This window comes from Streptomyces hygroscopicus subsp. hygroscopicus (genome assembly GCF_030269125.1).
Lineage (GTDB): Bacteria > Actinomycetota > Actinomycetes > Streptomycetales > Streptomycetaceae > Streptomyces > Streptomyces hygroscopicus_C.
In genome coordinates this window covers 40,876-66,129 of sequence record NZ_BSSM01000016.1, presented here as the reverse complement: position 1 = coordinate 66,129, position 25,254 = coordinate 40,876, and the positions used below count along the sequence as shown (strand labels likewise).

The 25,254-nt window shown below is 73.7% G+C and carries 22 protein-coding genes and 1 tRNA gene; 11 read left to right on the top strand and 12 right to left on the bottom strand.

The features are described 5' to 3' along the window. Window positions 1-13: 13 nt before the first annotated feature. Genes QSK45_RS29665 through QSK45_RS29655 form a run of 3 tightly spaced genes read right to left on the bottom strand, consistent with a single transcriptional unit; the run spans window position 14 to window position 2,651 of the window. Entirely contained in the window at window positions 14-373 is a 360-nt protein-coding gene (locus tag QSK45_RS29665) for a hypothetical protein (RefSeq protein WP_285561963.1), read from the bottom strand. Then, the gene (locus QSK45_RS29660; RefSeq protein WP_285561962.1) at window positions 370-2,025 is read right to left on the bottom strand and encodes a cytochrome c oxidase subunit I; all 1,656 of its coding nucleotides are present in this window, start codon (window positions 2,023-2,025) and stop codon (window positions 370-372) included. Before QSK45_RS29660 ends, QSK45_RS29665 begins: the two co-directional genes overlap by 4 nt. Then, a complete protein-coding gene (locus tag QSK45_RS29655; RefSeq protein ID WP_285561961.1) occupies window positions 2,022-2,651 on the bottom strand; it encodes a cytochrome c oxidase subunit II in 630 nt (209 codons plus the stop codon). Before QSK45_RS29655 ends, QSK45_RS29660 begins: the two co-directional genes overlap by 4 nt. A gap of 338 nt (window positions 2,652-2,989) precedes the next feature. Between QSK45_RS29655 and fdh the strand changes: the two genes are divergently transcribed. After that, window positions 2,990-6,250, top strand: coding sequence for a formate dehydrogenase (gene fdh, locus QSK45_RS29650; RefSeq protein WP_285561960.1), 3,261 nt, complete (start codon window positions 2,990-2,992; stop codon window positions 6,248-6,250). 74 nt (window positions 6,251-6,324) lie between these two features. Here the strand turns inward: fdh and selD are convergent, their stop codons facing one another. Next, complete coding sequence (selD, locus tag QSK45_RS29645; protein WP_285561959.1) at window positions 6,325-7,341, bottom strand: selenide, water dikinase SelD; 1,017 nt, start codon at window positions 7,339-7,341, stop codon at window positions 6,325-6,327. A 34-nt stretch (window positions 7,342-7,375) separates the two neighbouring features. Here selD and QSK45_RS29640 point away from each other — a divergent pair. Next, a tRNA-Sec gene (locus QSK45_RS29640) sits at window positions 7,376-7,468 on the top strand. 113 nt (window positions 7,469-7,581) lie between these two features. On the opposite strand, the gene QSK45_RS29635 is transcribed toward QSK45_RS29640, so the two are convergent. Together QSK45_RS29635 and selA are read right to left on the bottom strand one after the other, a co-directional pair. Beyond that, window positions 7,582-9,399: a selenocysteine-specific translation elongation factor gene (locus QSK45_RS29635; protein WP_285561958.1), complete on the bottom strand. Its 1,818-nt coding sequence runs from the start codon at window positions 9,397-9,399 to the stop codon at window positions 7,582-7,584. After that, window positions 9,399-10,847, bottom strand: a complete 1,449-nt coding sequence (gene selA / locus QSK45_RS29630) for an L-seryl-tRNA(Sec) selenium transferase (protein WP_285561957.1) — start codon at window positions 10,845-10,847, stop codon at window positions 9,399-9,401. The genes QSK45_RS29635 and selA overlap by 1 nt, the downstream gene beginning before the upstream one ends. A 133-nt stretch (window positions 10,848-10,980) precedes the next feature. On the opposite strand from selA, the gene QSK45_RS29625 reads away from it, so the two are divergent. Further along, window positions 10,981-11,184: a hypothetical protein gene (locus QSK45_RS29625; protein WP_285561956.1), complete on the top strand. Its 204-nt coding sequence runs from the start codon at window positions 10,981-10,983 to the stop codon at window positions 11,182-11,184. A 14-nt stretch (window positions 11,185-11,198) separates the two neighbouring features. On the opposite strand, the gene QSK45_RS29620 is transcribed toward QSK45_RS29625, so the two are convergent. The 4 genes from QSK45_RS29620 to QSK45_RS29605 all read right to left on the bottom strand — a co-directional run bounded on the left by QSK45_RS29620 (window position 11,199) and on the right by QSK45_RS29605 (window position 15,378). Beyond that, window positions 11,199-12,233, bottom strand: a complete 1,035-nt coding sequence (locus QSK45_RS29620; protein WP_285561955.1) for an MASE1 domain-containing protein — start codon at window positions 12,231-12,233, stop codon at window positions 11,199-11,201. 549 nt (window positions 12,234-12,782) lie between these two features. Next, window positions 12,783-13,613, bottom strand: coding sequence for a PP2C family protein-serine/threonine phosphatase (locus tag QSK45_RS29615; protein WP_285561954.1), 831 nt, complete (start codon window positions 13,611-13,613; stop codon window positions 12,783-12,785). Between the two features lie 129 nt (window positions 13,614-13,742). Continuing rightward, complete coding sequence (locus QSK45_RS29610; RefSeq protein WP_285561953.1) at window positions 13,743-14,063, bottom strand: hypothetical protein; 321 nt, start codon at window positions 14,061-14,063, stop codon at window positions 13,743-13,745. A gap of 106 nt (window positions 14,064-14,169) precedes the next feature. Continuing rightward, complete coding sequence (locus tag QSK45_RS29605) at window positions 14,170-15,378, bottom strand: glycosyltransferase family 39 protein (RefSeq protein ID WP_285561952.1); 1,209 nt, start codon at window positions 15,376-15,378, stop codon at window positions 14,170-14,172. Window positions 15,379-15,605: 227 nt separating this feature from the next. On the opposite strand from QSK45_RS29605, the gene QSK45_RS29600 reads away from it, so the two are divergent. The 3 genes from QSK45_RS29600 (at window position 15,606) to QSK45_RS29590 (ending at window position 18,981) form a co-directional block, all read left to right on the top strand. Further along, entirely contained in the window at window positions 15,606-17,051 is a 1,446-nt protein-coding gene (locus tag QSK45_RS29600; protein ID WP_285561951.1) for a glyceraldehyde-3-phosphate dehydrogenase, read from the top strand. Between the two features lie 159 nt (window positions 17,052-17,210). Further along, window positions 17,211-17,780: a TetR/AcrR family transcriptional regulator gene (locus QSK45_RS29595; protein WP_285561950.1), complete on the top strand. Its 570-nt coding sequence runs from the start codon at window positions 17,211-17,213 to the stop codon at window positions 17,778-17,780. 34 nt (window positions 17,781-17,814) lie between these two features. After that, window positions 17,815-18,981 (top strand): GDSL-type esterase/lipase family protein, encoded by a 1,167-nt coding sequence (locus QSK45_RS29590; protein WP_285561949.1) that lies wholly within the window; start codon window positions 17,815-17,817, stop codon window positions 18,979-18,981. Here the strand turns inward: QSK45_RS29590 and QSK45_RS29585 are convergent, their stop codons facing one another. Both QSK45_RS29585 and QSK45_RS29580 read right to left on the bottom strand, forming a co-directional pair. Further along, window positions 18,982-19,638 (bottom strand): class F sortase, encoded by a 657-nt coding sequence (locus QSK45_RS29585; protein WP_285561948.1) that lies wholly within the window; start codon window positions 19,636-19,638, stop codon window positions 18,982-18,984. It abuts the gene before it with no gap. 559 nt (window positions 19,639-20,197) lie between these two features. Further along, window positions 20,198-20,794, bottom strand: a complete 597-nt coding sequence (locus QSK45_RS29580) for a hypothetical protein (protein ID WP_285561947.1) — start codon at window positions 20,792-20,794, stop codon at window positions 20,198-20,200. A gap of 311 nt (window positions 20,795-21,105) precedes the next feature. On the opposite strand from QSK45_RS29580, the gene QSK45_RS29575 reads away from it, so the two are divergent. From QSK45_RS29575 to QSK45_RS29555, 5 genes are all read left to right on the top strand, one after another. Continuing rightward, window positions 21,106-21,984: an SCO6745 family protein gene (locus QSK45_RS29575; protein WP_285561946.1), complete on the top strand. Its 879-nt coding sequence runs from the start codon at window positions 21,106-21,108 to the stop codon at window positions 21,982-21,984. 167 nt (window positions 21,985-22,151) lie between these two features. Further along, window positions 22,152-23,018 (top strand): fructosamine kinase family protein, encoded by an 867-nt coding sequence (locus QSK45_RS29570; RefSeq protein ID WP_285561945.1) that lies wholly within the window; start codon window positions 22,152-22,154, stop codon window positions 23,016-23,018. 118 nt (window positions 23,019-23,136) lie between these two features. Beyond that, on the top strand, window positions 23,137-23,328 hold the full coding sequence (gene tgmA / locus QSK45_RS29565; protein ID WP_046416733.1) for a putative ATP-grasp-modified RiPP: 192 nt from the start codon (window positions 23,137-23,139) through the stop codon (window positions 23,326-23,328). Between the two features lie 18 nt (window positions 23,329-23,346). Next, window positions 23,347-24,330, top strand: coding sequence for an ATP-grasp ribosomal peptide maturase (tgmB, locus tag QSK45_RS29560; protein WP_285561944.1), 984 nt, complete (start codon window positions 23,347-23,349; stop codon window positions 24,328-24,330). A 35-nt stretch (window positions 24,331-24,365) separates the two neighbouring features. Next, a complete protein-coding gene (locus QSK45_RS29555; RefSeq protein ID WP_285561943.1) occupies window positions 24,366-25,253 on the top strand; it encodes a Gfo/Idh/MocA family protein in 888 nt (295 codons plus the stop codon). The last annotated feature ends 1 nt before the right edge of the window (window position 25,254 follow it).

The window sequence follows — 25,254 nt, the reverse complement described above, 5'->3', positions numbered from 1 at the left end:
TGCCCCACGGTCCTCACCGCTCCCGTGCCGTCGTGCCCCGCGCCAGCATGACCGCGGCGACGGCCAGCAGGGGGACGGCGACGACCAGCAGCCAGCGGCCGTAGACGAAGCAGAGGGCGACCAGGAGCAGGCCGATCGCGGTGGGCAGGACGGCGCCCGCGCCCCGGTCCGGGACCCGGTAGCGCACATGCTGGTCCGGGCCCGAGCGGGAGGACAACAGGACGGCGAGGGCCACCAGTTGGAGGACGAGCACGACCGAGCCCCACAGCCAGTAGACCATCGCGCTCTCGCCGTAGACCGCGAGGACGGCGAGCAGCAGGCCGTTGAGCAGGCCCCAGCCGGCGACCACCGCGGCGGACAGGTGCCGTCTCACGCGCCGCTCCTCTCCCGCCGCCGCAGGTCCAGCAGCGGCGCGAAGCTGGTGACGGGCGGCAGGGGCCGGTCGGCGGGGAAGTTGAGGCGCGGCGGCGGTGAGGTGGTGGCCCACTCCAGGGTGTGCGCCTGCCAGGGGTCGTCCCCGGCCGGCCGGGCGCGGCCGAGGGAGCAACGGCGCAGGGTCGCGAGGACGTTGACGACGAAGACCGCCATGCCGGCCGCGAGGAACCCGGCGCCGATCGTGGCGAGCAGGTTCAGCGCGCCGAAGCCGTCGAAGGGGGCGTACGTGGAGACGCGGCGCGGCATGCCCAGGTAGCCGAGCGCGAACATCGGCAGGAAGGTGAGGTTGGTGCCGATCACCAGGAGCCAGAAGTGCCAGCGGCCCATCCGGTCGTCGAGCCGCGTGCCGGTGACCTTCGGGAACCAGAAGTAGACGGCCGCGAAGAGGCCGAACGCGCTGCCGGCGAACAGGACGTAGTGCAGGTGGGCCACGACGAAGTAGCTGTCGGTGACGTGGTAGTCGATGACCGGCGTGCCCACCATGATCCCGGTGAGGCCGCCGATCAGGAACTGCGGCAGGAAGGCGAGCGCGAACAGCATCGGGGTGGTGGCCCGCAGCCGCCCGCCCAGGAGTGTGCCGAGCATGCCGAAGTACTCCACGCCCGCGGGCACGAGCAGGGCGATGGAGGTCAACGAGTAGTAGTCGTTGGCGACCTGCCCGGTGGCGAACATGTGGTGGCCCCACACGCTCATCGACAGCGCGGCGAACACCAGCAGCGACAGCGCGGTGCCCCGGTAGCCGAAGAAGCGGCGCCCGGAGAACACCGCCAGCACCTCCGCGACCGCGGCCAGGTAGGGGAAGAACATGACGTACACGACCGGGTGGCCGTAGAACCAGAAGATGTGCTGGTAGCCGATGTTCCACGTGTTGTGCAGGAACACCGAGGCGTCCGCGCGGCCCACGGCGAGCAGGGTGAGCGCGGCGAGCAGCGCGGGGAAGGCGCCGATCACCATCAGACAGGTGGCGATCATCGCCCAGCAGAAGACGGGCAGCCGCAGCATGGTCATCCCGCGGGTGCGCCGGCGCAGCACCGTCCAGAGCACCGCCCAGCCCATCAGGATGGTGCCGGTGACGGCGACGAAGACGCCCGCGATCCACAGATCGGTGCCGGCGCCCGGCGAGTACGCGCTGTCCGCGAGCGGCGGGTAGGAGAACCAGCCGCCGGCGTGCGCCCCGGCCGGGGCGGCGAACCCGGCGAGCATGGTGAGCGCGCCGAGCGCGTAGAGCCAGTAGCCGAGCAGGGTGAGGCGGGGCAGCGCGATGCCGGGGGCGCCGATCTGCAACGGCACCAGGTAGACGCCCATGCCGAGCGCGAACGGCGTCATGACCATGTAGATCATGCCGGAGCCGTGCAGGGTGAACAGCTGGTCGTATGCCTGCGCGGCGAGGAACGTCTCGTCGGGCCGGGCGAGTTGGGTGCGCATCAGCAGCGCGAAGACGCCGAAGACCAGAAGCAGGACCAGCGAGGTGCCGACGGTCAGCAGGCCGATGCGCTTGTGGTCGGTGCTGGACACCCAGCCGAGCCAGCTGCCCGGCGGCACCGGGCGCCCGGCGCCGTCGCGCCGCGCCGCCGGGGGCGCGACCGTCATACGGCGGCCGCCGCGCCGTGCGCCCAGCGGTCGTACCGCTCGGGCGGTACCGCCTTGATCCAGAAGTCCATCGCGTAGTGCCGCTGCCCGCAGAACTCCGCGCAGCGCCCGCGCCAGCGGCCCTCGTGGTCGAGGGTGAGGGTGAAGGTGTTCACGTGGCGCGGAAAGGCGTCCATCTTGTAGCGCAGGGCCGGCACCCAGAGGGAGTGGATGACGTCCCGGGAGGTGAGCCGCAGCTGCACCGGCCGGCCGGCCGGCACGACGAGGGTGGGCAGGGACCGTCCGTGGCAGTCGCCGGTGACCTGGCGGTGGGCCGGGGACTGCGGGTAGGCGAAGGTCCAGCACCACTGGAAACCGGTGACGTCCACCCGTAGCGGGCGTACGACGGCCGTCCGGGGCTCCCGGGAGTTCTGCCAGGCGGTCCAGGCGACCAGGAAGACGGCGAAGGCGGCGAGAGCGGCGACGTAGAAGGCCTCCACACGAGGCCGCTCGGTCCGGTCCGACGCCTCCTGCGTGCGCCGTTCGACCACGACCCACGTCAGCAGCCCGAGGACGACGAGGAAGACGAGCCCGGCGACGGCCGACTCCAGGGTGAACACGGTTCCGAAGACATGCCGCTGCCTCACCGCACCGTCCCCCTCCCGCCGGGGCCTCCGCCCGCCATGCGCTCACTCCCGCCGTCTCGTTCGCCCGGGACCGTGACCATCAGGACATTACGGGCGCCCGTCACGGTCCGTGGGCCGACACACCGCAGCGCCGGGGTCCCCCGGAGGAGCGGCCTCACACCTGCGAGCGCCGTCCGCGGCGGCGGGCGGTGCGTGTCCGCCGGTCGCCCTCGGCCCCCGGGCGGTGCGTGCCCGCGGAGGCCGTTTGACCCCCGCCGGCCGGGGTACCCCGGCGCCGCACGAGATGCCGCGGCGGCACCGGCGCGGGACAATCGGGACGACGAGTGGGAGGAGTGGCCGTGGGCGTACGCACCTGGATCGACTCCTGGCCGGTCTACCGCCAGCTCACCGGGACGGACCCGCTGGGCCGGGGCGCCGCCGCGAAGAGCGGCCGCAGCGCACGGCTCACCCCCCGCGTGGCCTCGGCCGACCGGGTGGTGAAGTCCGTCTGCCCGTACTGCGCGGTGGGCTGCGGCCAGAACGTGTACGTCCAGGACGAGAAGGTCACCCAGATCGAGGGCGACCCCGACTCCCCCGTCTCCCGCGGCCGGCTGTGCCCCAAGGGCTCGGCGAGCCTTCAGCTGACCACCGGCGACGCCCGCGAGCACCAGGTGCTCTACCGGCGCCCGCACGGCACCGAGTGGGAGCGTCTCGACCTCGGCACCGCGATGGACATGATCGCGGACCGGGTGATCGCGGCCCGCCGGGCGGGCTGGCAGTGGGAGGTCGACCGGACCCGCACCCGGCGCACCCTGGGCATCGCGAGTCTCGGCGGGGCCACGCTGGACAACGAAGAGAACTACCTGATCAAGAAGTTGTTCACGGCGCTCGGCGCGATCCAGATCGAGAACCAGGCGCGCGTTTGACACTCCTCCACCGTTCCCAGTCTGGGAACCTCGTTCGGACGCGGCGGCGCGACCACCTTCCAGCAGGACCTGCAGAACGCGGACTGCATCGTCATCGAGGGCTCGAACATGGCCGAGTGCCATCCGGTCGGGTTCCAGTGGGTGATGGAGGCCAAGGCGCGGGGCGCGAAGGTGATCCACGTCGACCCGCGGTTCACCCGCACCAGCGCGCTCGCCGACCTGCACGTGCCGCTGCGCGCGGGCTCGGACATCGCGTTCCTCGGCGCGATCGTCAACTACGTGCTGGAGCAGGAGAAGTACTTCCGCGACTACGTCGTGGCCTACACCAACGCGCCGATGATCCTGCGCGAGGACTTCTGTGACACCGAGGACCTGTCCGGCGTCTTCTCCGGTCTGAACAGCGAGACCCGCTCGTACGACAACGCCAGCTGGCAGTACGAGGGCACGGAGGTACAGGCCGCCTCGGGCGAGCGCGACCAGGAGTACGACGAACGCACCCACGGCGGCAAGTCGGTGACCGAGGCCGCGCGCGGCGAGGCCCACGGCTCCGGCGGCGCGGTGATCGGCGAGGGCGAGCCCGAGCGGGACGAGACGCTGACGCACCCGCGCTGTGTCTTCCAGGTGCTCAAGCGGCACTTCTCCCGCTACACGCCGGAGATGGTCGAGCAGGTGTGCGGGGTGCCGCGGGATCTGTTCCGGCAGGTGTGCGAGCTGGTCACGGAGAACTCCGGGCGGGAGCGCACGACGGCCTTCGCCTACGCGGTGGGCTGGACGCAGCACACGGTGGGCGTGCAGTACATCCGCACGGCCTGCATCCTGCAACTGCTGCTGGGCAACATCGGGCGGCCGGGCGGCGGCATCCTCGCGCTGCGCGGACACGCCTCCATCCAGGGTTCGACGGACATCCCGACCCTGTTCAACCTGCTGCCCGGCTACATCCCGATGCCGCACGCGCACCAGAACCAGGACCTGGACGCCTTCGTCGAGGCGGAGGCGGCGCACAAGGGCTACTGGGGCAACATGCGGTCGTACCTGGTGAGCCTGCTCAAGGCCTACTGGGGCGACGCGGCTACGGAGGAGAACGACTTCTGCTTCGACTACCTGCCGCGGCTGACCGGTTCCCACTCGGCGTACGAGACGACGATGGCCCAGCTGGAGGGCACCTGCAAGGGCTACTTCCTGTTCGGTGAGAACCCCGCGGTGGGCAACGCCAACACCAAGCTGATGCGGCTCGGCATGGCGAACCTGGACTGGCTCGTGGTGCGCGACTTCTCGCTGATCGAGTCGGCGACGTGGTGGAAGGACGGCCCGGAGATCGAGACCGGGGAGCTGCGCACCGAGGACATCCGCACCGAGGTGTTCTTCCTGCCGGCCGCCGCGCACACCGAGAAGGACGGCAGCTTCACCAACACCCAGCGGCTGCTCCAGTGGCACCACCAGGCGGTGGAACCGCCCGGGGAGGCGCGCAGCGATCTGTGGTTCGCCTTCCATCTGGGGCGGATCATCCGGGAGAAGCTGGCCGGGTCGGCCGACGAGATGGACCGGCCGGTGCTGGACCTCGCCTGGGACTACCCGACGAAGGGCCCGCTGACCGAGCCGGACGCGGAGGCGGTGCTCGCCGAGATCAACGGCCAGGACGCCCAGGGCGAGCCGCTGTCCTCGTACGAGCAGCTGAAGCCGGACGGCTCCACCTCCTGCGGCTGCTGGATCTACTGCGGGGTGCGCGCCGACGGCGTCAACCAGGCCGCGCGCCGCAAGCCGGGCCGGGAGCAGGACTGGGTGGCCGCCGAGTGGGCGTGGGCGTGGCCCGCCAACCGCCGCGTCCTGTACAACCGCGCCTCCGCCGACCCCGAGGGCAGGCCGTGGAGCGAGCGGAAGGCGCTGGTGTGGTGGGACGCGGACAAGGGCGAGTGGGCGGGGCACGACGTCCCCGACTTCAAGAAGGACAGGGCGCCGGACTACGAGCCGGCCGAGGACGCGACCGGGCCCGCGGCGCTGTCCGGCCGCGACCCGTTCATCATGCAGGCCGACGGCAAGGCGTGGCTGTACGTGCCGTCGGGGCTCACGGACGGTCCGCTGCCCACGCACTACGAGCCGCAGGACTCGCCGTTCCCGAACCTGCTCTACGACCAGCAGCGCAACCCGGTACGGCAGTTGATGCCCCCGGTGCCCGACAACCGCTACCAGCCGAGCGGTGACGAGCGCGGCTCGCAGGTGTTCCCGTACGTGGCGACCACCTACCGGCTCACCGAGCACCACACGGCGGGCGGCATGTCGCGCTGGCAGCCGTATCTGGCCGAGCTCCAGCCGGAGTTCTTCTGCGAGGTCTCCCCGGAGCTGGCCGACGAGCGGGGCCTGGAGCACACCGGGTGGGCGACGATCGTCAGCGCCCGCGGGGTGATCGAGGCGCGGGTGCTGGTCACCGACCGGATGGCCCCGCTGACCGTGCACGGCCGCCGGCTGCACCAGGTGGGCCTGCCCTACCACTGGGGCCCCAACGGCTACACCACCGGCGACGCGGCCAACGAACTGCTGCATCTGTCCCTGGACCCCAACACCCACATCCAGGAGTCCAAGGCGATCGCGGTGGACATCCGGCCGGGCCGCAGGCCGCGCGGCCCGGCGGCGATCGAGCTGGTGCGGGGCTACCGGGCGCGGGCGGGCATCGACGAGCACACGGGCATGGAGCCGTAAGCCCCTGCGCCGGCGGGCGTTCGAGAGGTCCTCCGCAACGGGACGGCGGTTGCGGGGTCCCCCGCGCGGGCGGGCTATTCGAGCACGATGGTGTGGGATTCGTACGGCACCAGCTCCCCCACCACCGGCGCCCCCGGCACCTCGCCGGCGACCAGCAGCCCGCCGGAGGTCTGGGCGTCGGCCAGCAGCAGCCGGGTGTCGGCGTCGGTGGTGCCGAACTCCGTGTAGGGGGCGACCCATTCGAGGTTGCGCCGGGTGCCGCCGCTGACGTAGCCGTCCCGAACCGCCTCGCGGGCGCCGTCCAGGTAGGGCACGGCCGCGGTGTCGAGCACGGCGGTCACCCCGGAGGCCTTGGCCAGCTTGTGCAGATGACCGAGGAGGCCGAACCCGGTGATGTCGGTGGCGCAGGTGGCTCCGGCGGCGAGCGCGGCCTCGGACGCCTCGCGGTTGAGCGCCGTCATGGTGGCGACGGCCTGTTCGAAGCGTTCGCCGGTGACCTTGTGCCGGTTGTTCAGCACACCGAGGCCGAGCGGCTTGGTCAGGGACAGCGGGAGTCCCGGCCGGCCGGTGTCGTTGCGCAGCAGCCGGCCGGGGTCGGCGACGCCGGTGACGGCCATGCCGTACTTGGGCTCCGGATCGTCCACGCTGTGACCGCCGCCGACGTGGCAGCCGGCCTCGGTGGCGATGTCGAGGCCGCCACGCAGCACCTCGCGGGCCAGTTCGAAGGGGAGCCGGTCGCGCGGCCAGGCCAGCAGATTGACGGCGAGCACCGGCCGGCCGCCCATGGCGTACACGTCGGACAGCGCGTTGGCCGCGGCGATGCGCCCCCAGTCGTAGGGGTCGTCCACCACCGGGGTGAAGAAGTCGGCCGTGCACACCATGGCCGTACCGGGCTGCCCCGGCAGGGTGACGACGGCCGCGTCGTCGCCGGTGGCGAGGCCGACCAGCAGCGGGGTGTCGCCCCCGGCGAGCTGGGGCACGGTCAGCCCGCTGACCACCTCCTCCAGCTCACCGGGCGGGATCTTGCAGGCGCAGCCGCCGCCGTGGGCGAACTGCGTGAGGCGGACGGTCGCTTGGCGGGTCGGTGTCATCGCGGTCTCCTGGGGCACTAGCCTGACGAGCGGTGGAGGCGTGTGGGTGCCTGGTGGCCCTCCCGGTCTTCAAAACCGAGGTGCCCGAGGATCTCGGGCAGGCGGGTTCGATTCCCGTCCGCCTCCGCTCCCTACCTGTACCGGTGGACGTCACGGCCAAACGCCGGCCGTGCGCATCCCCCTCGGCTGCCGTACCGGCGGTGCCGGATCGCGGCCGCGGGCCCGTGCGGGAACCATCCGCTAGTCGTCCCCGCGTGCGGTGCCCGGCCGGCGCGACTCTCCCGCGCCTCCGCTCCCCGGCCCGGGTCGGCAGCGTCTGCGCTGGTCGTCCACGCGTTCCGTCGAGCCGCGGGCGTCCAGGAACTCCAGCAGGGGTACGGCCACCCGGCGGGTGGTGTCCAGGGCGCGGCGGGCCTCGCTGAGGGTGAAGGGCTGGGGCAGGCCGGCGAGGACGGCGGCGGCCTCGGCGTCGGCGCCGGGCAGCAGCACGATGCCGTCGGCGATCCGCAGCAGGGCACCGGCGGCCACGGCGGCGGCCAGCGTCCGGCGGTCGAGTCCCAGGGCGGCGAGTCGCCCCGCCTCGGGCGCGCGGAACGGGTTCCGGGCCAGGTCCCGGCGTACGGCGTCCACGGACGGGGGGAGGTCGGGGTGTGAGTCGCCCGACGCGTACAACCGGCCCTGTCCGCATCGCAGTCGGGGGCACTCCTCGGCCAGCGCGTCGACGAGGGCGCGGTCGGGGAGGCCGAGCAGCCGACGGGCGGCCTCGGTGGGCAGGCCGGGCTCCAGCGGGTGGGCGCGGGCGTGTCGTGCGACCTCCGTGGCCAGCCGGTCGCGCAGTTCGCGCCAGTACGCCGCGTCGGCCAGCCAGTCGCCCGCGACGGGATCGGCGGGGGCCGCGACGCCCATGGCCGTGAGGTCGGCGCGGCGGACGAGCTTGCGGCGGCGCAGTTCGGCGGCTCCGTCGGGGCGGCCGGTCAGAGCGGCGAGTTCGGCCGCGCGCGCCCGGCCCGCGCCGCGCCGGGTCAGGCGGGGCGGCCGTACGTCGAGGACGGTGACCCCTTGAGGCGTCCGGGTGCCGCCCGGTTCGCGCAGGACCGCGCGGTCGCCGATCCGCAGGGGCAGCGGGCGGGCGAGGGTCAGCCGGGCGGTGTCGGTGCCGAGCGGGCGGACGGTCACCGGGACGGCGGCGGTGCCGATGTGCAGGGTGACCCGGCGGGGCAGACCGGCCACCGGTGCGCCGTTCACCCTGACGTCGATCACCTCGGTCTCCCGCCAGCGCTCCGGGGTCAGCAGCACCTGCCCCCGGCGCAGTCCCGCGTCGCCCTGCCCGTGCACGTTGACCGCCACGCGGGCCACCCCGCTGACGGCCTCCCGGTCCTCGTGCAGGCTCTGCAGCCCGCGCACCCGCAGCGGCGCCGAGCCGTCCCCGGTCACCAGCCGGTCGCCGAGGCGCAGGGTGCCCGCGCCGAGTGTGCCGGTCACCACGGTGCCGTGGCCGCGCACGGTGAACGCCCGGTCCAGCCACAGCCGTACGTCGGCGGCCGGGTCGGGGGCGGGCAGCTCCGCCGCCATCCGGGCGAGTGCGGCGCGCAGTTCGTCGAGTCCCGTGCCGGTCACGGCGCTCACGGCGACCGAGGCCACCTTGCCGAGGGAGGTGTCCGCCAGCCGCCCGACGGCGTCCGCGCGCACCGGTCCGGGGTCGGCGAGGTCGCTGCGGGTCACCGCGAGGACGGCGTGCCGGACGCCGAGCGCGTCGAGGACGGCCAGGTGCTCCTGCGACTGGGGCTGCCAGCCCTGGTCGGCGGCGACCACGAACAGCACGGCGGGCACGGGTCCGACGCCGGCGAGCATGGTCGGCACGAAGCGTTCGTGGCCGGGCACGTCCACGAAGGCGAGGTGGTCACCGAGCGCGTCGAGCCGCGTCCACACGAAGCCCAGATCGAGGGTGAGACCCCGGCGGCGCTCCTCCTCGTACCGGTCGGGCTCCATGCCGGTGAGCGCCCGCACCAGGGCGGACTTCCCGTGGTCGACATGGCCGGCGGTGGCGAGGACCCGCATCACGCCCGCTCCTTCCCCGCGGCCGGATCGCCGCTCGTGCGCGCCGAGCGCACGGCCTGCCCGAGCCGCTCGTCGTCCTGCGGCGGCACCGAGCGCAGGTCCAGCAGACAGCGGCCGGCCTCCAGGCGGCCGACGACGGGGATCCGGCCGGCGCGCAGCGCGGCGGCGTACGGCTCGGGCAGGGAGAGGGCCGCGCTGGGCAGTCCGACCCCAGGTGCCCCTCCCCCGCCGACCGTGGCGGTGCAGTCGACGGCGCGTACCTCGATCCCATGGGCGCCCAGCTCGGCGGCGAGCCGGTCCGCGCGGGCCCGCAGACCGGCCGGGTCGGCCGTCAGGGCCCGCGCCGTGGGGGTGGGCGGTCCGGCGAGGGTGGCCTCCAGGGCTGCCAGGGTCAGCTTGTCCACGCGCAGGGCGCGGGCCAGCGGATGCCGGGCGAGGGTGCGCACGAGGTCCCGGTCGCCGAGCAGCAGCCCGCACTGGGGGCCGCCGAGCAGCTTGTCGCCGCTCGCGGTGACGAGGGCGGCGCCCGCCCGCAGCTGGGTGTCGGCGTCGGGTTCCCCAGGCAGGCCCGGGTGCGGGGCGAGCAGTCCGGAGCCGATGTCCACGACGACCGGGACGCCCAGCCCCGCGAGTTCACCGGCCTCCGCCGCACGGGTGAAGCCGGTGATGCGGAAGTTGGACGGGTGCACCTTCAGCACGAACCCGGTGGCGGGGCCGATCGCCGCCGCGTAGTCGGCGGCGGTCGTGCGGTTCGTCGTCCCCACCTCGCGCAGCCGCGCGCCGGTGGACACCAGCAGGTCGGGCAGCCGGAAGCCGTCGCCGATCTCCACCATCTCGCCGCGGCTGACGACGATCTCCCGGCCGGCCGCGAGCGCGGTGGCCGCCAGGACGAGGGCGGCGGCGCCGTTGTTGACGACATGGACGTCGCCGGCGGCGGGCACCCGCGCGCGCAGGGCGGCGAGGGCGGACCGGCCCCGGCGGGCTCGTACGCCCGTGCTCAGGTCGAGTTCGACGTCCGTGGGCCCCGCGGCCTCCGCCACGGCCCGCCGGGCGGCGTCCGACAGCGGGGCCCGGCCGAGGTTGGTGTGGAGCAGCACCCCGGTGGCGTTGATCACCGGGCGCAGGCCGCTCGCGGTGCCGGGGAGGAGGGCCAGGACGGTCTCCGGCACGCGTTCGGGCGCGACCTTCCCGTCCCTGGCCCGCTGCTGGGCCTCCCGCACGGCCCCTTTGACGAGCCCGGCCCCGAGCCGGTCCACGGCTTCGGCCAACCGGGGGTCACGCAGGAGTGCGTCGGTGCGGGGGATGCGACGGCGGGAGTCGGGCGCGTGCGGGTGCGTCCCGGCGGGCGGTGCCGTACCGGACGTACCGCCGGAGCCTGCCGTCACGCGTTCCGCGCCCACCGCACTGCCCCCCGCGTCCGCCGTCCGCGGGGTCACCCGCTGTTCCATGCCGCCCTGTCCCTCCGGTCCGGCCCGCGCCGCCCCTGGCGGGGTCCGTCCATCGTCTCCCAGTGCCCCGGGGCGGCCGTTCGACACGCCGGGGGACGTTGCGGCGGCCGGGGGCGGGGGTACCCGGCGTCGTATGAACGAACGCGACGACCAGCGTCAGGGCCGACAGGACCAACGGACCACGAACCGCCGGCACGAGGCGGAGCGCCGACGCGCCGCCGAGTCGTCCGGCAACTCGCCGACACCGACCCCCACACCCCGCGACATCGCCGAGCGCAGCTCCAGGAACAGGGGCTCGGCGCAGCGGGGCGGCGAAGAGCCGCACCGGCACAACTGACCGACCGGCCCACCTCAGCGGGTGGGCCCTGAGCGGCCACCGGTGTCGTCGCCGCCGCCCTTGTCGTCGGCGTCCGCCTGCGGCCGGGGCACCGGGGCGTCGCCGGTGGTCAGGTGTTCGAGGACCTCCATCAGTTCCTGGCATGCCTGTTCCACCGAGCGGCGGGTGTTGCGCTGCTCGGTGATCAGGGCCGACATCAGGAGCGCGGTGAGCGCCATCGTCCCGTTGAACGCCTGGAGCTTGGCCATGGTCTCGATCGGGCTGAGCCCCTGGAAGGAGCCGCTGCCGTCCGTGGCGGCGATGGTGGCCATCACCGACGTGAACAGCGCGCAGAGCACGGCGCCCGCCAGCTCGAAGCGCAGCGCCGCCCAGATGATCAGCGGATAGACGAGGAAGAGCAGGCTGATCGAGCTGTACGCGGCCACGGGGACGAGTACGCAGGCGATGACGGTGAGCGCGGTCGCCTCCCTCCACCGGCGCAGGGACAGCGGCCGGTGGATTCCGCGCAGCAACAGCAGCAGCGGGGTGACGAGCAGGACGCCCATCGCGTCCCCGACCCACCAGGCGAGCCACACCGTCCAGAAGGCGTGTGCGGCCAGCTTGTCCATGAGCACGAGCATGCCGACGCCGATGGTCGCGCTGATCGTCATGGCGGCCAGCGCGCCCAGGAACACCAGGGCGACGCCGTCCCGGAACCGGCTCAGGTCCATGCGGAAGCGGGACCAGTGCAGGAGGATCGCCGCGCACACCGGGGCGGCGGTGTTGCCGAACAGGATGCCGACCAGGTCGGGGCCGGGGGGCGAGATGGACACGATGACGCCGAGCGCGCCGAGGGTGATGCCGGGCCAGCAGCCGATGCCGAGGATCAGCAGGGCGGCGACGGAGACGCCGGTCGGCGGGTAGATCGGGGTGAAGACGGCGTTCTCCACGGACAGCTCGCGCAGCAGGCCGAGCCGTCCCGAGCCGTAGTAGAGGGCCGCGACGGCCAACACCTGGACGACGTAGCCGCCCGGCCGGCGCAGTTCCGCGATACCCACCACAGCTGCCATCTCACACCGCCCGGCCCGCCTCGGCGAGGCGAGACCGCCCGGGGCCCGCCCCTCCGGCTGACTTTCGGAGCCGGGGCCGTCGATGACCGGGACCGAGGACCACGGCACCGGCCGGAGGAAGAGAGGCGCGCCCAGGGCGGCGTGCGGCCGCGAGCAGGGCGACGACGACCGAGGTCGGGTCCCGGAGCTCCACGGCAGGACGGAATCGGAAGCCGAGGGCAGGACGGGAGGGGAGCTGCGTCCGCGCTACGGCCGCGGCCGCGCGGGGCCGCCGAGCCGGAGCCGTGAGCAGGGACGAAGGACACGACCGTGGGCGGGACAGGAGCCGAGGGCGTAGGCACGTCCGGGAACCACGGGGTTCCGGGCCCGGAGCCGTTGCCTTGGCCGGACCGGGTGGCACGCCGGCGATCGCCGGCGTGGTCCGTGGTCGCGTGCGGGCCGGGGGACACGGCCGCGAGGGCGGTCCACGTCGCGGTGACACCGGGAGCGGTAGCCGTGGGCGGGCCGGGAGGCGCGGCACGGGACGGCCACCGCGGTCCCGTTTCGGGGCTACGGCCGCGCCTCCGGCCTGTCGAGGCCCACGACCAGTACCGCCGCGTCGTCCTCGTGACCGACGCTCTCCGCTCCCTTGATCACGGCCGCGGCCAGCGCCTGGCTTTCCAGGCCCGCGACCGCGGCTATGCCCGCGAGGCGGACGACCTGCTCAAGGCCGTCCTCGACGGCCAGCGAGGGGCCCTCCACCACGCCGTCGGTGAGCAGCACGAACACGCCGCCGCTGGTCAGCCGGTGCCGGGTGGCCGGGTAGTCGATGCCCCGTTGGATGCCGAGCGGCGGCCCGCCCTCGTCGTCGACGACGCCGGACTTGCCGTCCGCCGTGGCCCATACGAAGGGGATGTGGCCGGCGCGGGCGCTCTCCAGCTCGCCGGTGGCCGGGTCGAGGCGCAGGAAGGTGCAGGTGGCGAAGAGGTCGCTGCCGAGGGAGACGAGCAGGTCGTTGGTGCGGGCGAGCAGTTCGCCGGGCTCCCCGGTGGCGAAGGCGAGGGCGCGCAGTCCGGCCCGGACCTGGCCCATGAAGGCGGCGGCCTCGATGTTGTGCCCCTGGACGTCCCCGATGGCGAGCCCGATCCGTCCGTCGGGCAGCGTGAAGGCGTCGTACCAGTCGCCGCCCACGTTGAGGCCGTGGCAGGCGGGCGCGTAGCGCACCGCCAGGTGCAGTCCGGGGGCGGTGGGCAGTTCCCGGGGCAGCATGCCGCGTTGCAGGGCGATGGCCAGTTCGACCTGGGTGCGCTGGAGTTCCGCGCGTTCGCGCGCCTGGGCGGTGAGCGAACCGAGCCTGGCCAGCAGTTCGTCGCCGTCATCGGTGGAGCGCTTGCGGGGCATCGGTTCACTTCCGGCGGGAGGTGCCCTCGGGACGGCCGCCTCCGAAGAAGACAGCTGCCCCATCAGCGGCGAACGCCTAGATTTTACCTATTTTGACCAAACTCGGCGCGGCCCGGCGGCACGGCGGCCTCAGCCCGCCCCGGAGTCGATGCCGGTGATCACCGCGGGCCCCAGCGGCGCGCTGCGCTCGTCCAGGCCCGCGCCGCGCAGGGCGGAGTCCGCGAGCCTGCGGGCCTCCTCCTCAGCGTGCGGGCCGGTGTCGGCCTCGACGGTCAGGCGAAGGGTGAACGTGTTGTCGTCGTTGACGCTGAGCACGTCGAGGTCCTCGCTGCTGCCCATCCGGGTGCCGTGCGGGTCGGCGGGGCGCAGCGCGCGGGTCAGCCGGGTCCGGGTGTCGGCGCCGGCCCCCGCGGTGAAGGTGCCGGGGACGCTGATCAGGTAGGTCGTCATGACGGTCCTTTCCTCGGGCGTCCCCACGACTACCCCGTTTCCCGGCCTTCGCACGGGGTGTGCGGCCTGACCGTCTTCTTAACGACCGCTCACCGGATCCGCGTGCTCACAGCGGGGAGTGGGCCACCGCGGTCACGTACGCGCCGAAGAACAGCGACACCAGGGTGAGGGCGCCGTAGACGAGGACCGCCTGCACCGGTCGTACCCGCCACGTCCGGACGAGGGCCCGCGCCATGGGGATGAGCAGGGGGAAGGCCGGCAGCAGGAAGCGCGGCTTGGAGGAGAAGGAGCCCGAGCCGCCGACCACCAGGAGGATCAGCACCCCGGCGAAGACGACCAGGACCAGCGGGGCGCGGTCCAGGCACAGCAGCGCGAACAGCAGCACCCCAGCGACCACGACCAGCAGCGCGACCGTGTAGACGACACCGCCTCCGTGCAGCAGCAGCGCCTTGACGAAGCGGGCCGCCCCCACGCCGAAGTCGTAGCGGGAACCCCAGGCGCTCTGCACCCGGAAGTAGCCGCCGAACAGGTCGCCGACCCGGGCGCCCACCCAGAGGACATAGCCGAGGAAGCCCAGCGGGGCGAGCACGGCGCCCGCCCACAGGCCCAGCGGGACCCGGCCCCGTCCGCGCCACGCCTCGTACGCGGCCGCGAGGACGACCGCACCGGCCACCGCGAAGCCGCTGGGCCGGGCCAGGCCCGCGAGCGCGGCCAGCGCCCCCGCCCCCAGCCAGCGGCCCTTGAGCACGCAGTAGAGGGACCAGACGGCGAGTGCGGCGAACAGCGACTCGGTGTAGGCGATGGTCAGCTCGACGGCGTGCGGCATCACCGCCCACAGGCCGACCAGCGCGGTGGCGACGCCCCGGCCGTGGAGCAGGTGTCCGATGACGTAGACGCCGTACGCGGCCACGGCCGCCGCGAGCCAGGCGATCAGCAGCGCGGCCTGGCCCGGGGTGAACGGCAGGACGGTGGTGAGCGCTCGGATGAGCGCCGGGTAGAGGGGGAAGAAGGCCCAGTCGGTCTGGACGGCGCCCTGCGGGGTGATCCACATCTTGTGGCCGTACCCCTGGGCGGCGATGTGCAGGTACCAGCCGGAGTCCCAGGAGTGGGCGAGCGTCCTGAGGAGCGGGCGGCCGCGCAGGGCGTTGGTCACGATCACCGCGAGGAGCCCGGCGAGCCGGACGGCCGCGAACAGGGCGAGGGCCGGCACCGCCCCCTCGGGGACCCCTCGGCGGGCGATCCGGGGCAGGTCGAAGGGGCCGACGGGGCGGGACGGGGCGGCCGGCTCGGGCCGGGGAACGGAGGAGGTGCTCACATAGTTGACCTTGGGCACGCCGGGTAAGACGTGCAAACCACGACTCGGGTTTCTTACACACTTCCACCCTGAATCAGGAATTGCTCAAGAAATAGGTGTAAGTCCCTTACTCCCCCTTACTCCGACCGGCCGAACTCGTCTTCGGACCACCCCGCCGCGGACCCCCTGATGGACCCACGTAGGGTGTGGTTATCATATGAGCGCTGCCTAGCTCGAAAGATGGACCTGTGACTGTCAACGACGACTCGTTCACCAACTGGAAGAACCGCGAGGAGATCGCGGAGTCGATGATCCCGCTCATCGGGAAGCTGCACCGCGAGCGGGACGTGACCGTCCTGCTGCACAGCCGCTCCCTGGTGAACAAGTCGGTGGTCAGCATCCTCAAGACCCACCGCTTCGCCCGGCAGATCGCCGGCGAGGAGCTGTCCGTCACCGAGACGATGCCGTTCCTGAAGGCCCTGACCACCCTGGACCTCGGCCCCTCCCAGATCGACCTGGGCATGCTCGCCACCCTCCACCAGGCCGACGAGCGCGGCCTGAGCGTCGAGGAGTTCACCGCCGAGGCGGTCGCCGGTGCCACCGGCGCCAACAAGATCGACCGGCGCGAGCCGCGCGATGTCGTGCTGTACGGCTTCGGCCGCATCGGCCGGCTCGTGGCCCGCCTGCTCATCGAGAAGGCCGGCTCCGGCAACGGTCTGCGGCTGCGGGCCATCGTGGTGCGCGGCGGCGGCGCCCAGGACATCGTCAAGCGCGCCTCGCTGCTGCGGCGCGACTCGATCCACGGCCAGTTCCAGGGCACCATCACGGTGGACGAGGACAACAGCACCATCGTCGCCAACGGCAACGCCATCAAGGTGATCTACGCCGACGACCCGTCGCACGTGGACTACACCGAGTACGGCATCCGCGACGCCATCCTCATCGACAACACCGGCAAGTGGCGTGACCGCGAGGGCCTGTCCAAGCACCTGCGCCCCGGCATCGAGAAGGTCGTGCTGACCGCGCCCGGCAAGGGCGACGTCCCGAACATCGTGCACGGCGTCAACCACGACACGATCAAGCCGGACGAGCAGATCCTGTCCTGCGCCTCCTGCACCACCAACGCGATCGTCCCGCCGCTGAAGGCCATGGACGACGAGTACGGCGTGCTGCGCGGCCACGTGGAGACGGTCCACTCGTTCACCAACGACCAGAACCTGCTGGACAACTACCACAAGGCCGAGCGCCGCGGCCGGTCCGCGCCGCTGAACATGGTGATCACCGAGACCGGTGCCGCCTCCGCCGTGGCGAAGGCGCTGCCCGACCTCAAGGCGAAGATCTCCGGCAGCTCGATCCGCGTCCCCGTGCCGGACGTCTCGATCGCGATCCTCAACCTCCAGCTGGCCCGCGAGGCCACCCGCGAGGAGGTCCACGACTACCTGCGCGACGTCTCGCTGACCTCGCCGCTCAAGCGCCAGATCGACTTCACCACGGCGCCCGACGCGGTCTCCAGCGACTTCATCGGCTCGCGCCACGCCTCGATCGTGGACGCCGGCGCGCTGAAGGTCGACGGCGACAACGCGATCCTCTACCTCTGGTACGACAACGAGTTCGGCTACTCGTGCCAGGTCGTCCGGGTCGTGCAGTACGTGTCCGGCGTGGAGTACCCGACGTACCCGGCGACGGCGGTCTGACGCCAGGCCACACCCCCGCCCCCGGCGCCCCAGCGGCCGCCGACCGGAGCCTCCGGTCGGCGGCCGTTCGCGTTTCCCGACGTATCCATTGCCGTATAGTGGTTTGCCTAAAGGCATTAGGAAACCGCATAATCGCAAAAGGCAGCAGGGAGGAAGTCGATGGCGCGTGCGGGTCTGACCACCGAGCGGCTGGTCCGCGCGGGTGCGGAGCTGGCCGACGAGGTGGGCTTCGAGCAGGTGACGGTGTCGGCACTGGCCCGGCGGTTCGACGTCAAGGCGGCCAGTCTGTACTCGCACCTGAGGAACTCCCGGGACCTCAAGACGCGGATCGCGCTGCTCGCCCTGGAGGAACTGGCCGACCGAGGCGCCGACGCGCTGGCCGGGCGGTCCGGTAAGGAGGCGCTCGGCGCCTTCGCGGACGTCTACCGCGACTACGCACTCGCCCACCCCGGCCGCTACACCGCGGCCCGGTACCCGCTGGACGCCGAGACGGCCGCCGCGAGCGCGGGTCCCCGACACACCCAGCTGACCCGGGCGATCCTGCGCGGCTACGACCTGCCCGAATCCGAGCAGACCCACGCGGTGCGCCTGCTGGGCAGCGTCTTCCACGGCTACGTCAGCCTGGAGTCGGCCGGCGGATTCGCGCACAGCGCCCCCGACTCCCGGGAGTCCTGGACGCGGATCGTGGACGCCCTGGACTCCCTGCTGCGCAACTGGCCCGCCCGCTGACCCGACCTCTCCCCACGAAATCCAGGCCGACACGATGCACACCACCGCCCTCACCGCCGACCTCGTACGCGGCGCCCTCGACCTCGAGAGCACCGAGCGGGGGCTGCTCCCGCACCGGCTGCCCGCCCGTGCCCGCGCCCAGTGCGCCGACCCGCAGCTGGCCCTGGCCGAGTCCCAGCCCGCGGGCGTACGGCTGGTGTTCCGCACCCGCGCCACCACCGTCGAGCTGGACACGCTGCCGACCAAGCGGGTCTACGTCGGCGCTCCCCCGCGTCCCGACGGGGTCTACGACCTGCTGGTCGACGGACGCCCGGCGGGCAGCGGCACCGCGACCGGCGGCAACACCCTCACCATCGACATGGCCACGGGCGCCGCGGAGCACACACCGGGCCCGGTCGCCACCGTACGGTTCACCGGGCTGCCGGACACGCCCAAGGACGTGGAGATCTGGCTACCGCACAACGAGACCACCGAGCTGGTCGCGCTGCGCACCGACGCCCCGGTGGAGGCCGCGGCGGACCGGGGCCGCAAGGTGTGGCTGCACCACGGCAGTTCGATCAGCCACGGCTCCGACGCGGCGAGCCCCACCACCACCTGGCCGGCGCTCGCCGCGTCCCTCGGCGGGGCGGAGCTGATCAACCTGGGCCTCGGCGGCGGCGCGCTGCTCGACCCGTTCACGGCGCGGGCGCTGCGCGACACCCCGGCCGATCTGATCAGCGTCAAGCTCGGCATCAACGTGGTCAACAGCGACCTGATGCGGCTGCGCGCCTTCGGCCCCGCGGTGCACGGCTTCCTGGACACCATCCGCGAGGGCCACCCGGACACTCCGCTGCTCGTCGTCTCGCCGATCCTGTGCCCGATGCACGAGGACACGCCCGGCCCCACCGCCTGGGACCTCGGCGCCCTCGGCGAGGGGCGGCTCGCCTTCCGGGCCGCCGGGGACCCGGCGGAGACCGCGGCCGGGAAGCTCACGCTCGGTGTCGTCCGGGCGGAGCTGGAGCGCATCGTGCGCGAGCGGGCGGCCGAGGACGACCGGCTGTTCCACATCGACGGGCGCGAACTGTACGGCGACGCCGACTTCGCCGAACTGCCGCTGCCCGACGGCCTCCACCCGGGCCCGGCCGCGCACCGCAGGATCGGCGAGCGGTTCGCGAGGCTGGCGTTCGGCACGGGCGGGGCCTTCGCGGCCGGACGGGGCTGATCACACGAGGTGGGCGAAGACCACCAGGTTGTCCGTGTAGTCCTTGGCCGCGTGGTCGTAGTCGCCCGCGCAGGTGATGAGCCGTACCTCGGGGCGCGCGGTGTCGGCGTAGACCCGGTCGCTCGGGAAGTCGTCCTTGGCGAACGTCTCGGAGCTGTCCACCACGAAGTTCGCGGTACGTCCGTCGGCGCGCTCCACGGAGAACCGGTCGCCGGTGTCCAGGTCGTCGAGGTTGACGAAGACGGCCGCGGAGACCTTGGTGTCCACGTGCCCGGCGATGATGGCGGTGCCCTTCTCGCCGGGCGCGGCGCCCTTCGCGTACCAGCCGACGAGATTGGTGTTCGCCGCGGGCGGGGGGTCGAGTTGCCCCGAGGGGTCGAGCGTCAGCCGGGTGAAGGGGGCGTCGACCCCGATCTTCGGGATGAGCAGCCGGGTCGGCTCGGACCGGGGCAGCGCGGCGCCCGACTGCCCGGTGGAGCTGGCCCCGGAGGCCGGGGTCGCCCGGGGGGCCGGGAACGACCCGTGATGCCCGCCGAACACGCTGACGGCGAGAAAGAGGATCGCCACCCCCCAGAGCACCAGACGCCCACCACGAGCGGCACCTCCCACGTCCGACTCCGGTTCGGGGGGCCGCGAGGAGGACGAGTCCGCTGCCATCAAAGACCACCTCACTTGGACACGGCAGCACGGGGACGGAGCAGGGGCGGGCCGGGGTCGGGGGCACGTCGCGGCCCGTGGGGCGGGATCGGCCCACGCGATCCGGCCGGCGGGGACCGGGTGGCCGGTGACGTCGGCGACGGGAAGCCGCGCGGGGTCCGGCGGTAAGGCCCGTAGGGGACGGGAACCGGGGCACGGGGTCCGGCGGTAAGGCCCGTAGGGGACGGGAACCGGGGCACGGGGTCCAGCGGCGGGGAGCCCGCGTACCGGGACCGGCCCGCCGAGAGCGGGTGCGGCGCGCGGGGCCGGCCTCCGCGGGGGGACGCGGACACGGGCGACCCGGCCGCGGAGGCCGTGTCAACCGGCCCGCGCGGTGCGGGAAGTCCGCGCGAGACCACCGGCTCCCGAAGCACGGGGCCCGGCCGCGACGGCCACCGGGGACACGCGGCAGGCCGGCGAACCGGCCCACGGACGACAGGCCGGCGGCTCTCACCCGCCCGCCCCGCGAGGGCCGCGCGCCGCCGGCGCCCTGCCGCGCCGGCGGCGTCCGTGGCCCCGGTCAGGACGCCGGTTGCGCGGCCTTCTTGCGGCGCAGGGCGTACATGCCCGCCGCGCCCACGCCGAGCACCGCGAGGCCGCCCGTGGTGACGCCGGGGTCGGCGAGCGCGCCGCCGCCGGTGTGCATGCCGCCGCGCGGCTTGCCGCCGCCGCCGTCCGAGCCGCCGCCCCACTCGTCGCCGCCGTCGTCGCCGCCCTTGCCACGGCCGCCACCGCTGTCGCCGCCGTCGTCGCCGCCCTTGCCGCGGCCGCCACCACCGCCACCGCCGCCGTCGCTCCCCTTGTCCTCCTTGTAGGACTCGGGGTCGAACCGGATGTCGCCGCCGCTGTCGGAGCGCAGGACCGTGGCGAGCGCTCCGCCACCCGTGTGCATTCCGCCGCGGGGACGGTCGTGTCCGCGGTCGTTGCCGCCTCCGCTGCCGTTGTCTTGGTCCCGGTCGGAGCCCTTGTCGCGGTCACCGCCGGAGTCACTGCTGTGCGAGGAGTCGCCACGGCCCGAGTCGTGCCCGGCCGGGACCGCGAACGCGGCGCCGGGCGTGGCGAAGGCCAGGGCGGCCGCGGCGGCTGCCGTGGCCAGGAGGGTACGGGCAGAACGCATCGTGTTGTCCTTCCGCCGTGACCGGGCAGCGGACGCCTCATCAGCTGGATGGACCCGGTCTCGACATGAACCACCGTCAGCGACGCACCGGGCTCCCACCATCCGGGCCGCCCAGCCGTGTCACCGGCCCACCCGTCTGCCCCAGTGCGCCCGGCCCGCCGCCCCTCGTCCGGGCCAGTCGGGAACGCCGACGGGGCCGCCGGTGAGACGTTCGCCACCAGCCCTTGTTATGACAGCGGTCATAGCGCAGTCTTGTGCCGGACGGTACGACGGCACACGGCCGGCGACGGCCGAGGCGGTGGGAGGCGGCAGTGGCGGACGGGATGGCGCGGGCCCTGTGGGAGCGCTACGAACCGGTGCACGACCTGGTGTACTTCGCACCGCGGGCGCACCGCGCGGCGGAGGCGCTCGGCCTGCGCGGCTACTGGATGGGCTACTTCGCGCTGCGGGCCGCCCCGCTCGGCGCGGTCTCCCCCGCCGTGGTGACGAGCTCCTTCTACGTCTTCCACCCCTCCCGCGTGGCCAGGGCCCTGCCGGACGCCTGGGGGTACGCCGACCCGGCGCGGGTGCTCGCGGCCCGCGAGGACGCCATGGACGCGGCGATGACCGAGCTGTTCGGACCGGAGGTCACCGGTTCCGCCGAGTTCACCGAGGCCGCCGACCTCGCCTGGCGGGCCGCGGCGGCGGCGGACACCGCGGGCCGGGTGCTGGCCGCGGCCAACCAGGCGCTGGAGCGCCCGGAGCGGCCCACGGCGCGGCTGTGGCAGGCGCTGACGACGTTGCGCGAACACCGCGGCGACGGTCACATGGCGGTGCTGGTCGGCCAGGGGCTCGGGCCGGTCGAGGCCATGGTGCTCAAGGCGGCCGCCGGGGAGTCGGACGAGGGGTTCCTGCGCGAGACGCGCAAGTGGGAGCAGAGCGAGTGGACGGCGGCCCGTACCCGGCTGCGGGAGCGCGGGCTGCTCGCCGGGGACGGCTCGCTCACCGCGGCCGGCAGGGCGGTGCGCGTGGAGGTCGAGGCGCTGACCGACGCGGCGGCCGAAAGCCCCTGGACCGCGCTCGGCCCGGACCGCACCGCCCGGCTCGCCGCCCTGCTGGACCCGCTGGCCCGCGCGGTGGAGGAGTCGGATCTGCTGCCGCCCGGCAACCCGGTGGGGCTGCCCTCGCGTTCGGCCCCGGCCGGCGACTGACGGTACGGCACACACCTCGTGTGGCCACCTCGCGCACTCGCGCCGCCCTCGCGGTACCGGCGTGGTACCGGCGCGGGCGGACGGCTGCGCCGAACGGCCGAAAAGCGTCGTAGCAACGGTCGAAGTACCCCCTCCTGACCTGGGGTTGTGCGCCGTACCCTGAAGCCGTGGTCACGCGAGACGAGGATCCTGGACAGGCGGCGTCCCGGCTCACCGGGCGCCCGGTCGGTGCGGCGCGGGGGGCGTCCGGGTCGCCCGCGGAGGTGCTGCTGGACGACGGCACGCCGGTGATGGTCAAGCGCGGCGAAGCGCCTGGGGCGGTGCGCGCCGAGGTGGCGGGGCTGCGCTGGCTGGCCGCGGCGGGTGCCGTGCGGCTGCCGGCCGTGCTCGGGCACGACGAGCAGTGGATGGTCACCGAGCGGGTGGCGACCCGTCGTCCCGACGCGGAGGCGGCGCTCCGTTTCGGTCATGCTCTCGCGGCCCTGCACGCGTCCGGTGCCCCCGGCTTCGGGGCGGCGCCGCCCGGCGGACCCGAGGAGGCGTACATCGGCCGCGCGCCCCTGCGCAATGTGCTGGGCGCCGAGTGGTCCGGCTGGTACGCCGAGCACCGCGTGCTCCCCTACGTGCGCGGCGCGGTCGAGCACGGCACGCTGCGGCCGGGCGAGGCGGCGGTGTTCGAGCGGGTCTGCGCGCGGCTGCCGGAACTGGCGGGGCCCGAGGAGCCGCCCGCCCGGCTGCACGGCGACCTGTGGAACGGCAATGTGCTGTGGGGTGCCGACGGCGAGGTGCGGCTCATCGACCCGGCCGCGCACGGCGGGCACCGCGAGACCGATCTGGCGATGCTTCAGCTCTTCGGCTGCCCCTGTCTGGGGCACGTCCTCGCGGGGTACCAGGAGGCGGCACCGCTCGCCGACGGCTGGCGCGAACGCGTCGGCGTGCATCAGCTCTTCCCGCTTCTCGTGCACGCGGTGCTGTTCGGACGCGGGTACGCGGAACAGGCGCTGACGGTGGCGCGCGGGGCGCTCGCGGTGTGAGAACGGCGCTCGGCGGAACGACGGAAGGTTTCCGTCCGTGCCATCGTCACAGAGCGTAAGGAAACCAATCACCCGTTCGATTCGTATAAGGACGTGAAAGCCGAACCAGGGAGAGACCATGCAACCGTTCACGCTCAACTACGCGCGCCCGGCTGTGCAGTTGGAAGTCACCGTGCCGTACGCCTACGACTCCGGACTGCAGTTGAACGTCCTCCCGGACGGGCGGATCGCCGCGACGGACCACGCGACCCTGCGCGCGCTGGGGACCACGACCTCGACCGCCGGTTCCAAGACGCACTTCGACGACTGACCCACGGACCCGCAGACGATGACCGTGCTCATCCTGACCAGTGAAGAGGACGTGACGGCGGACATGGTGGTCCTCCGCCTCGCCGAGGCCGGGGTGCCCGTCGTCCGGCTCGATCCCGCCGATCTGACCGACGGGGTCGCACTGTCGGGCGAGTACACGCTGGGCGACCGCCACGGACACCTGTCCGTCGGCGGGCGCCTGGTGGACATGGACGGCCTGCGCTCCATCTGGGTGCGCAGGCCCGGAGAGGCGGCCACCCGCGCCGCCCAGCCGTCCGCCTGGCTGACCGAGGAGTCCACGCAGGCGCTGTACGGCATGCTCCGCTGGACCGACGCACGTTGGATGAACCATCCGGACGCCGCCCGCCGCGCCCGGAACAAGCCCTGGCAGCTGCACCACGCCCAGCGCAGCGGGCTCGCGGTGCCGGCCACGCTGATCACCACGTTCCCGCAGAGGGCGCGGGAGTTCGCGGCACGCTACCGGGACCTGGTGGTCAAGCCGGTCTCCGGCGCGCATCCCCAGGAGCCGCCGCGGGCGGTGCCGACCAGCAGGGTCGCGCCGGACGCGGACTTCACGGCGGTCGCCTTCGGCCCGACCCTGCTGCAACAACGCGTCCTCAAGCGGGCCGACATCCGGCTCACCGCCGTCGGCGACACCCTGCTGGCGGCCCGCAAGCCGGTTGCTCCGGATGCCCATCCCGACGACGTGGATGTCCGGTTCGCCCCGTCCATGTCGCCGTGGGTACCCGTGGAGGTGCCCCCGAGGGTCGCCGACGGGGTCCTGCGCTATCTCCGGGGCGCCGAACTGGCCTACGGCGCGTTCGACTTCGCGCAGGACATGGACGGCGTCTGGTGGTTCCTGGAGTGCAACCAGTCCGGGCAGTTCGGGTTCGTCGAGATGGACACGGGCCAGCCGATCGCCGCCACTATCGCCCGATGGCTCGCCGCGGACGGGGTTTCGAAAGACGGGTGTGCGAACGCCGCTCCGGGCGCAGGCTGTTGAGGACGCGGGGAACGGTTCGGAGAGAGGAACGACAGATGCGCATCGGACTGCTGGGAACGGGGCCCTGGGCCCGAGCGGCCTACGCCCCCGCCCTCGCCGGGCACCCGGGCCTGGAGTTCGCCGGGGTGTGGGGCCGCCGTCCCGAGGCGGCCGCCTCGCTCGCGCAGCGGTACGACGTCACGCCGTACGCCGATGTGGACGCGCTGCTGGCCGACGTGGACGCGGTGGCCGTCGCCCTGCCCCCTTCCGTGCAGGCCCCGTTGGCGGTGCGGGCGGCGGAGGCCGGACGGCATCTGCTCCTCGACAAGCCGCTCGCGCTGTCGGTCACCGACGCGCGGGCCGTGGCGGAGGCGGTGGAGCGGGCCGGGGTGGCGTCGGTGGTGTTCTTCACCACGCGTTTCCAGAAGGAGCCGGATGCCTGGATCGAGGAACAGGCCGCCGCGGCGGGCTGGTTCACGGCGCGGGCACAGTGGCTGGGAGCGGTGTTCACGACCGACAGCCCTTTCGCGGCGTCGCCGTGGCGCCGGGAGAAGGGCGCGTTGTGGGACGTGGGCCCGCACGCGCTGTCGGTGCTGCTGCCGGTCCTCGGCGACGTCACCCAGGTGGTGGCGGCGGCCCACGGCCCGGGTGACACCGTGCACCTGGTCCTCGACCACACCACTGGGGCCTCCAGCACCGTCACCCTCAGCCAGACGGTTCCGCCCGCGGCCGCCGGAACCGAGTACGAACTCCGCGGCGACCGAGGCGTCACCGTCATGCCGTCCCCGTCCGAGGACGCCGTCACCGCCCTCACCCGAGCCGCCGACACCCTGCTGACCGCCGCCGCGACCGGCCGCCCCCACCCCTGCGACGCGGTCTTCGGCCTCCGGGTGACGGAGATCCTCGCGGCGGCGGAGACACGGCTGGCGGCGGACGCGGAGTAGG

Coding starts and splice junctions, on each gene's coding strand:
- QSK45_RS29660 (WP_285561962.1), bottom strand. CDS start 2,025: ATGACGGTCGCGCCCCCGGCGGCGCGGCGCGACGGCGCCGGGCGCCCG.
- selD (WP_285561959.1), bottom strand. CDS start 7,341: ATGACACCGACCCGCCAAGCGACCGTCCGCCTCACGCAGTTCGCCCAC.
- QSK45_RS29635 (WP_285561958.1), bottom strand. CDS start 9,399: ATGCGGGTCCTCGCCACCGCCGGCCATGTCGACCACGGGAAGTCCGCC.
- selA (WP_285561957.1), bottom strand. CDS start 10,847: ATGGAACAGCGGGTGACCCCGCGGACGGCGGACGCGGGGGGCAGTGCG.
- QSK45_RS29625 (WP_285561956.1), top strand. CDS start 10,981: ATGAACGAACGCGACGACCAGCGTCAGGGCCGACAGGACCAACGGACC.
- QSK45_RS29620 (WP_285561955.1), bottom strand. CDS start 12,233: ATGGCAGCTGTGGTGGGTATCGCGGAACTGCGCCGGCCGGGCGGCTAC.
- QSK45_RS29615 (WP_285561954.1), bottom strand. CDS start 13,613: ATGCCCCGCAAGCGCTCCACCGATGACGGCGACGAACTGCTGGCCAGG.
- QSK45_RS29610 (WP_285561953.1), bottom strand. CDS start 14,063: ATGACGACCTACCTGATCAGCGTCCCCGGCACCTTCACCGCGGGGGCC.
- QSK45_RS29595 (WP_285561950.1), top strand. CDS start 17,211: ATGGCGCGTGCGGGTCTGACCACCGAGCGGCTGGTCCGCGCGGGTGCG.
- QSK45_RS29590 (WP_285561949.1), top strand. CDS start 17,815: ATGCACACCACCGCCCTCACCGCCGACCTCGTACGCGGCGCCCTCGAC.
- QSK45_RS29585 (WP_285561948.1), bottom strand. CDS start 19,638: ATGGCAGCGGACTCGTCCTCCTCGCGGCCCCCCGAACCGGAGTCGGAC.
- QSK45_RS29580 (WP_285561947.1), bottom strand. CDS start 20,794: ATGCGTTCTGCCCGTACCCTCCTGGCCACGGCAGCCGCCGCGGCCGCC.
- tgmA (WP_046416733.1), top strand. CDS start 23,137: ATGCAACCGTTCACGCTCAACTACGCGCGCCCGGCTGTGCAGTTGGAA.
- tgmB (WP_285561944.1), top strand. CDS start 23,347: ATGACCGTGCTCATCCTGACCAGTGAAGAGGACGTGACGGCGGACATG.
- QSK45_RS29555 (WP_285561943.1), top strand. CDS start 24,366: ATGCGCATCGGACTGCTGGGAACGGGGCCCTGGGCCCGAGCGGCCTAC.